The sequence below is a fragment of the Kitasatospora sp. NPDC057595 genome (assembly GCF_042800875.1).
GTDB lineage: Bacteria > Actinomycetota > Actinomycetes > Streptomycetales > Streptomycetaceae > Kitasatospora.
Map to the genome: position 1 here is coordinate 235,581 of NZ_JBHVGL010000014.1, position 7,484 is coordinate 243,064.

Sequence of the window (7,484 nt, forward strand, 5' to 3'; positions counted from 1 at the left end):
CGGCATTGGATCACCCGTTCGAGCGGTTTGAGGTCGGCCCAGAACCGCCGCCCGGCCTTCCTACCGCTCGGTACCCCTCCCCGCGGGCCGTGTTGTCAGTGTGTCCCGTTACGTTCCTTCCATCACTGACCAGCTGGGAGGAGAGCGGCCGTGGCGTGGGTGGAAACGGGAACGGGCGGCTACCAAGTCGCCTTCGACGAGGAGGGCAAGGTGGTCTGCCGCAACGCGGCCGGCCGCCTGCTGAAGGCCGTCCCGCCGAAGCTGAACGACGACCCGGTGGTCGTCGGCCTCAAGCAGCTCACCGAGTGGCTGGAGGCGCACCGGCGCGGCTGCCTGGACACCGTCGAGCGGTGGATGGTCCGCTCGCTGCCCGTGCCCGCCGCCGTCGTCACCGCCGTCTGGGCGGACGAGGCCTGGCAGGAGGTCCTGCGCGACCTGGTGGTCACCGGGCCGGACGGCGCCGTCGCCGGCTTCCTGCGCGGCGCCGACGCCGAGCGCGGCCTCGGCCTGGTCGACCTCGACGGGGACACCGTCCGCCTGACCGACGGCGAACTGCGCATACCCCACCCGGTCCTGCTGGAGGACCTCGACGAGCTGCGCGAGTTCGCCGTCGAACTCGGCGTCTCCCAGCAGGTCCAGCAGCTGTACCGGGAGGTCTGGCACCGGCCCGGCGACACCGCCGGCACCGAGGTCGGCACCTACGCCGGCGGCCACTACGCCGCGCTGCGCGACCTGCTCGGCCGCTGCGCCCGGCTCGGCTACCGGGTCCGCGGCGGACACGCCGTGCTGCCCGTCGTCGAGGACGGCCTCGCCCTGGAGGCCCGGGTCTGGGTCGGCGACTACTACGAGTACGACGAGTGCGAGACGGGCGCGCTCAGCTGGACCGGCCCGGACGGCAAGGTCCTGCCGCTGGCCGAGGTCGGACCGGTCGCCTGGTCCGAGGGGATGCGGATGGCCGCCGCACTGTACGCCGGCCGCACGATCGAAGGGGAGGAAGCCGCATGAGCACCACCACCGGACCCGACCGCACCACCGGTGCGCCCGGCGGCGACGCCGCCCGCCACGAGCGGCTGCTGGAGGCGGGGGCGATCCTCGCCCCCGGCACCCTGGCCGACGTCGGCACCCCCGACAGCGCCGCCGACGTCCTCACCGCCCGCGGCTACGCCCACCCCGCCCTGGGCGAGCGCCGGGTCGTGCGCCTGGTGCCCGGCGCGCTCGGCCCCGCCGAGGACGCCGCCGTCGACTTCCTCGGACTCGTCCCCGCCGGCGAGCCGGCCGAGGTCGGCCAGGTCCGCCAGGAGGCGCTCGGCTTCCCCGCCTGGGCGCTCGTCAACGACCCGGCCAACGGCCACCACGCGCTCGCCCTGGTCAAGGAGATGGAGCGGCTCGCCCGCCAGGCCAAGTCCAAGCCCGGCAACGCCAAGGACGGGTTCGACGCGCTGGCCGTGCGGCTCGGCCGCGCCGTCCCGCACTTCCTGCCCACCTACTGCGAGCAGGTCGGCCGGATCTTCCTCGAACAGGGCAACCAGAGCTATGCCAGCACCTTCTTCGGCAAGGCCCGCGAGGCCGAGCGCACCCACAACCTCGCCGTCGACGAGGAGCGGCTGCGCGCCGTCTTCCTGGAGTTCGCGCTGGCCGGCGCGCTCAGCGTCAAGGCGCTGCGCCAGTACGTCAAGGAACTGAGCGGCCGGCTCGACCCGCTGACCGCCTGGCAGCGGTTCCGCCAGCTGTGCACCGAGCGCTCCGCCGCCGGGATGGCCCCCTACGCCGGGGTCGCCGAGGACGCCCGCGCCCTGCTCAAGGCCGCCGAGCTGGACCGCGACGAGCACGAGCGGGAGCTGATCGCCGAACTGCTGGCCTCACCCGCCGTCAACCGGGCCCCCGGCGCCTTCTGGAAGGTCTGGCACGGCGCGATCGTCGCCCTCGGGCAGCGCGACGACACGGTCCGCGTCCGGCTGCTGGAGCTGCTGCCCGACCCGCCCGGCAACAACGACGCCGACGTCCAGGACGCCGCCTGGCTCGCCCTGCTCGCCGAGAGCGGCGCCGAGCGGCTGCTCACCGACCCGCCCGCCGCGCCCGCCGCCGACGGCGCCGCCGCCCCCGAGCCGGCCGCCGCCCCCGAGCCGGCCGCCGCCTGGCTGCAGCGCTGGACCAACCACCTCGGCCGCGGCTGGCGCGACCGGGGCCTGAACACCGGGACCCTCGGCCTGGTCGACCGCATGCTGGAGCGGCTGCGCGCCGAGGCCGTGCCGGTCGACCTCCTCACCGGGGTGCGCCGCAGCGCCACCCAGATCGAACTCCTCGACCTGCTGCTCGCGCAGGGCGTCCCGGTCGCCGACCCGGACGACGGCTACAGCTTCCTCCTCCAGCCGTGGGTCGCCTCCTCCTCGGCGGACGGCCGCACCCTGGCGGCCGTCGCCGCCGACCCCCGCTTCCGGCCCGCGCTGCGCGCCGCCGTCCCCGCGGTCTGGGACGCCGTCGACAGCCGCGGCCTGGCCGCCCGGCCGGTGCTGCGCGAGCTGTTCGTCGAGTGGTCCGACGCCCGCGTCGACGAACTGGTGGCCGTCCGCGGCCTGGAGAGCGCGACGGAGGCGGTGCGCGAGCTCAGCGCCCACCGCACCGGCATCCGCGACGAGAACCCGGCCGCCGCCCGGCGCGTCGCCGACCTCGACGTGGCCGGGTTGCTCGCCGGCGCCCTGCGCGGCGGCATCCTCGACGAACTCGCCTGGCCGGCCCTGGAGGAGGCGCTCGACAAGCTCGGCGCCGAGTACGGCGAGTCCCCCGGCTACGGCGCCGGACGCGCCCACCCCAAGGGGCTGGTGCTGCAGGAGGCCTGGCCGAACCTGGTGCTCGCACGCGGCAACCAGGTCGTCGTCGCCGGGCCGCAGGGCATCGTGCTCGAACACACCCTGCGCATCCCCGACAAGCTGGAGAGCCACCAGCACCCGTACTTCCGCTTCGCCGACGGCGAACTGCTGGTCGTCTGGTTCCACGACGGCAAGCAGCGGGCCTACTGGTCCGGCCGGCCCGCCGAGACCTTCGTCCTCGGTGGGGAGAGCATCGCCCGCTACTACGGCGGCAGCGACGAGACCGAGATGCCGAGCCTGCCGCTGCCCGGCGGCGGTCGCACCGGCGGCCACCGTCCGCTGCACGTCGGCGACACCCAGGTGTCCGATCAGGACCACGTCCTGACCGACGGCACCGGCCACTGGACCGCCCGCTGGGGCCGCGGCGGCAACGTGCTGCACGAACTCGACGCCGCCACCGGCACCCTGGGCCGCGCGTCCGAGCCGCCGCGGATCGCCGCGGGCGCCGCCGCGGGCCGCCTCGACCTCGGCCGCACCCGGCTGCTGCCGCTCCTGCCGGGCCTGGAGGCCACCCCGCTCGGCACCGACGGCACCGTGCTCGGCAGCTGGCCGCGGACCGAGAACCTCAAGGTCACCACCGGCACCGCCGACGGCACCACGCTCGTCGCCGACAACTCCGGGCAGCAGAAGCCGACGTACCCGCTCGGCCGGATCGCCCTGCCCGGCGGCGGCCGGCCGGTCGTCCAGTCCGGCGTCGGCCGCCACCTCGCCCTCGCCCTGCCCGCCGCGCACTCCGCGGCGGACGGCACCGTCACCGCCGACCCGACCGGCTACACCGCCGACTACGAACCCGGCCGCCCCGGCGGCCTGGACGCCGCGGGCACCCCCGTCGTGCTTCCGCTCGCCTTCTGGCACGCCCTGCGCCCGCGTGACGAGCAGGGCTCGACGGTGCTGCGCGCCGTCACCGACGAACAGGCCGCCCGCCTCGTCGACGCCGCCTGGCCGGCCGACGCCCAGCCGGTGCCCGCCGCGCAGCAGCGCTGGATCACCGTCCAGGGCGTGCGCCGCCCCGTCGTCAGCAGCGGCAAGGCCGTCGAGGAGCTCCCGCTCGACGCCGTCGCGCAGGTCCTGCCGGGGATCGGCCACCGGCAGCTGGTGGCCGGCGTCGCCGGCCTCGCCCGCACCGCCGCCAAGCTGCTCGACTCGATCGCCCGCTACCTGCCGCAGCCCGAGAACGACGGCCGCGCCACCGCCTCCACGAGCGCCCCCGAGTTCGCCCACCGGCCCGAGCACGGCACCGACTACGAGCTCAGCGAGGCGGTCACCCTGCTGCTGCCCGGCACCGGCGGCTTCGGCCGCTCCTGGGACCGCAGCGCCAACTACCGCGTCCTCAACAACCTCCGTACGGTCACCGCCGTCCTCGCCGATCCCCCCGCGGCCGACGGCGACGGCTGGAGCACCCCGCACCAGGTCCGGCTGCACGGCGACGACACCCACCACGGCTGGCTGCACGTGCTCGGCAACCTCGGCGCCCTCGCCTACGCGGCCGCCGCCCCGCTCACCACGATCGGGCACCGGGCCTCGCTCGGCGTGCTGCTCTCCGAGTTCACCAGCGGGCCGCTCGCCGACCGCGGCGCCACCCTGCGCGAGCTGCTCCTCACCGAGCCGCTCACCGATCCGAACGCCGACGAGGGCAAGCACGCACCGCGGGCCGGCCAGGTCTGGCGGCACGGCGGGCGCACCGTCGTCATCCTCGGCTGCCGCCACCACCAGGACGACAAGGTGGTCTGGCTCGCCGTCGACCACGACCCGAGCGGCGCCTTCGGTCCGGTCGCCCACTTCGGTACCGCCAGGGAGCGCGGCACCGAGGAGAGCGTCACCGGCACGTGGCTCAGCGAGTTCACCGCGCAGCTCGCCCTGCACGGTGCCATCACCCATCGCGCCGAGCGCGCCGCCGACTTCGGTGAGCGCACCGGCATCGGCGCCGTCCGCTCCACCCTGCTGCTGAGCCCCACCAGCACCCTCTTCCAGTGGTACGGCGCGCCGCTGCCCGCCACCGCGCTCAAGGAGTACGGCCTCAAGTCCGCCGAGGCCAAGGCCGCCCGCGACTGGCTGCGCGGGCGCGAGCGGTCCGTCCTCGGCGAGGTCTGGGCGGCCCTGCTGCCCGCGGACCCGCAGGACCTCTGGACCACCGGCCCGGACAGCGCCGCCGGCGCCGCCCGCTGGACGCAGCGCCTCGGCCGGATCGTCACCCTGTCCGACGAGGACCAGGCCGCCGTCAGCGGCACCAGCATCCAGAACGTCGAGGAGGTCCTGAACCACGCGGTCACCCCGTGGCTCAGCCGCACCACCCGTCAGCGGCTGCGCGCCGAGGGGGAGGCGGGCACGGTCGGCCTGCTGCCCGACGACGCGGACGCCCTGCCGGACTACAGCGACCCGTCGGAGTTCGTCGACGCCCTCGCCTGGCTCGCCTACCGGCTGCCCTGGAACAGCCCGCTGCGCGCGCTGCTCGCCCCGGCCGTCCAGGCGCTGCGCACCCGCCTGGCCGACCCCGGGCTGATGCTCGCCTTCGACCTGCGCCGCAACAGCAAGGGCGAACCGCTGGCCGCCGTCCTGCGCACCCGCTTCGGCCTGCCCGCCGAGGGCGGTGCCGACGCCGACGGACTGGTGCGCTGCGGCGAGGTCGTGGTGCTGTCGCCCTCCCACGGCGGGGCGGAGCACATCTGGTGGCGCCCGGCGGGCGTGAGCGGGCCGCAGGACCCGACGCTGGAGCTGCTCGCCGGCCTGGCCGAGAGCTACTGGCTCGCCCGCCAGCGGACCGTTCTCGCCGCCCTCCTGGACGGCACCCTGGACCGCCTGGTCGCCCTGCCGGACCTCCCCGGCACGGCCGACGCGGACGCGGGCACCAAGGCCGGCACCAAGGCCGGCGCCACGGCCGAGGCCGAGGTCTGGCCCCACCACCCGCTGCTCACGGTGCCGGAGCTGGTCACCGAGGTCGCCAAGACCCACGAGCTGGGGGAGGACGCCGCCGTGGTCTACCTCCAGCTGCTCGCCCTGCCCGACCCGACCGACCGCAACGTCGCCCGCTGGACGGGCTGGAAGCCGGTCCGGCTGAAGAAGGCGCGCGCCGAACTCCTCGCCTCCGGGCTGGTCGTGGAGGCCAAGCGGGCCCGCGCCGGGCGCAGCCTCTTCCTCCCCTGCGGCTGGCAGGAGGCCAAGGCCCCCGGTCTGCCCGTCGAGACCTGGAAGGCCGGCCTCTACGCCCTGCCCACCCACCACGCCGCGCTGCCGCAGCTGTCCGTCCCGGAGCTGTTCACCCGGGCCTGGCAGCGCGTCACCGACGGGGATGCCCCCGGCTTCGAAGAGCTCCAGACCGGCAAGCGCAGGAAGGCCCGCCGATGACCACCACCGCCACCGCCACCACCACCGCCGCCGTCGCGGCTCCGGCCGGGTCCACCGCCCGGCAGATCGTCCTGCCGGAGGAGAAGTACGCCGCCGAGCTGGACTTCCTCGCCGCACACGACTCGGGCCCGCGCCCGCCCGGCTGGCGGCTCACCCCGCGCGCCGTGGTCACCTTCGTGATGGGCAGCGGCGGCGAGAAGCTCAAGGCAGGCCGGAAGAGCCTGGCGATCGAGCAGAAGTTCGTCGGTGAGCGGGCCCTGGTCGAACGCTGCGTCGTCACCCTCGCCGGCGAGCGCGGCCTGCTGCTCGTCGGCGAGCCCGGCACCGCGAAGTCGATGCTCTCCGAACTCCTCGCCGCCGCCGTCTGCGGCACCAGCGCGCTCACCGTCCAGGGCACCGCCGGCACCACCGAGGACCAGCTCAAGTACGGCTGGAACTACGCCCTGCTGCTCGCCAAGGGTCCCAGTCGCGACGCTCTGGTGCCCTCCCCGGTGCTCACCGCGATGACCACCGGCGCGGTCGCCCGGGTCGAGGAGGTCACCCGGTGCCTGCCCGAGGTCCAGGACGCCCTGGTCTCGCTGCTCTCCGAGCGGCGGATCGCCGTCCCCGAACTCGCCGGCACCCCCGATGGCCAGCTGCACGCCGTCCCCGGTTTCACCCTGATCGCCACGGCCAACCTGCGCGACAAGGGCGTCAGCGAGATGTCCGCCGCCCTCAAGCGACGGTTCAACTTCGAGACGGTCGGCCCGATCGGCAGCCTCGCCGCCGAGGTGGAGCTGGTCCGCCGTCAGTCCACCGCCGCCGTGGCCCGTGCCGGCGCCGCCTACGCGGTGGACGACGCGGTGCTGGAGGCCCTGGTCACGGCCTTCCGCGACCTGCGCACCGGCCGCTCCACCGAGGGCTGGGACGTCGAGCGCCCCTCCACCGTGATGAGCACCGCCGAGGCCGTGTCGGTGGCCACCGCCCTCGGCGTCACCGCCGCCTACCTGCCCGACGGCGGCGACCTGCTCGGCCGCCTTCCCGGTCAGCTCATCGGCGTGGTGCGCAAGGACGACCCCGCCGACGCCGCCCGGCTGCTCGGCTACTGGGACGGCCCGGTCCGCCGCCGCGCCGAACAGGGCGCCGCCACCTGGCGCACCCTGTGGGACCTGCGCTCCGCCCTGGAGCACTGAGCCCCCGGCCGGCTCGGCGCCCCCCCCCCGGGCCCCCCGCCCCCCCCCCCCCCCCCCCCCCCCCCCCCCACCACAAACACAAAAACCCCCACACCCACACCCA

General features: G+C 75.8%; 3 protein-coding genes. All 3 read left to right on the forward strand.

The window, feature by feature from the left end; all coding sequences use genetic code 11:
* Positions 1-150: 150 nt before the first annotated feature.
* From ACFU9E_RS22285 to ACFU9E_RS22295, 3 genes are read left to right on the forward strand one after another with little or no spacing between them, the layout of a single operon-like run.
* Positions 151-1,005: a DUF4132 domain-containing protein gene (locus ACFU9E_RS22285; RefSeq protein ID WP_380679864.1), complete on the forward strand. Its 855-nt coding sequence runs from the start codon at positions 151-153 to the stop codon at positions 1,003-1,005.
* Positions 1,002-6,209 carry a hypothetical protein gene (locus tag ACFU9E_RS22290; RefSeq protein ID WP_380679867.1) on the forward strand — a complete coding sequence of 1,736 codons (5,208 nt, stop codon included), beginning with the start codon at positions 1,002-1,004 and terminating at the stop codon, positions 6,207-6,209. Before ACFU9E_RS22285 ends, ACFU9E_RS22290 begins: the two co-directional genes overlap by 4 nt.
* A complete protein-coding gene (locus ACFU9E_RS22295; protein ID WP_380679870.1) occupies positions 6,206-7,381 on the forward strand; it encodes an AAA family ATPase in 1,176 nt (391 codons plus the stop codon). The genes ACFU9E_RS22290 and ACFU9E_RS22295 overlap by 4 nt, the downstream gene beginning before the upstream one ends.
* Positions 7,382-7,484 lie beyond the last annotated feature (103 nt).

Bases quoted from the DNA above. Each gene is read 5' to 3' on its own strand.
- ACFU9E_RS22290 (WP_380679867.1), top strand. From the start codon at position 1,002: ATGAGCACCACCACCGGACCCGACCGCACCACCGGTGCGCCCGGCGGC.
- ACFU9E_RS22295 (WP_380679870.1), top strand. From the start codon at position 6,206: ATGACCACCACCGCCACCGCCACCACCACCGCCGCCGTCGCGGCTCCG.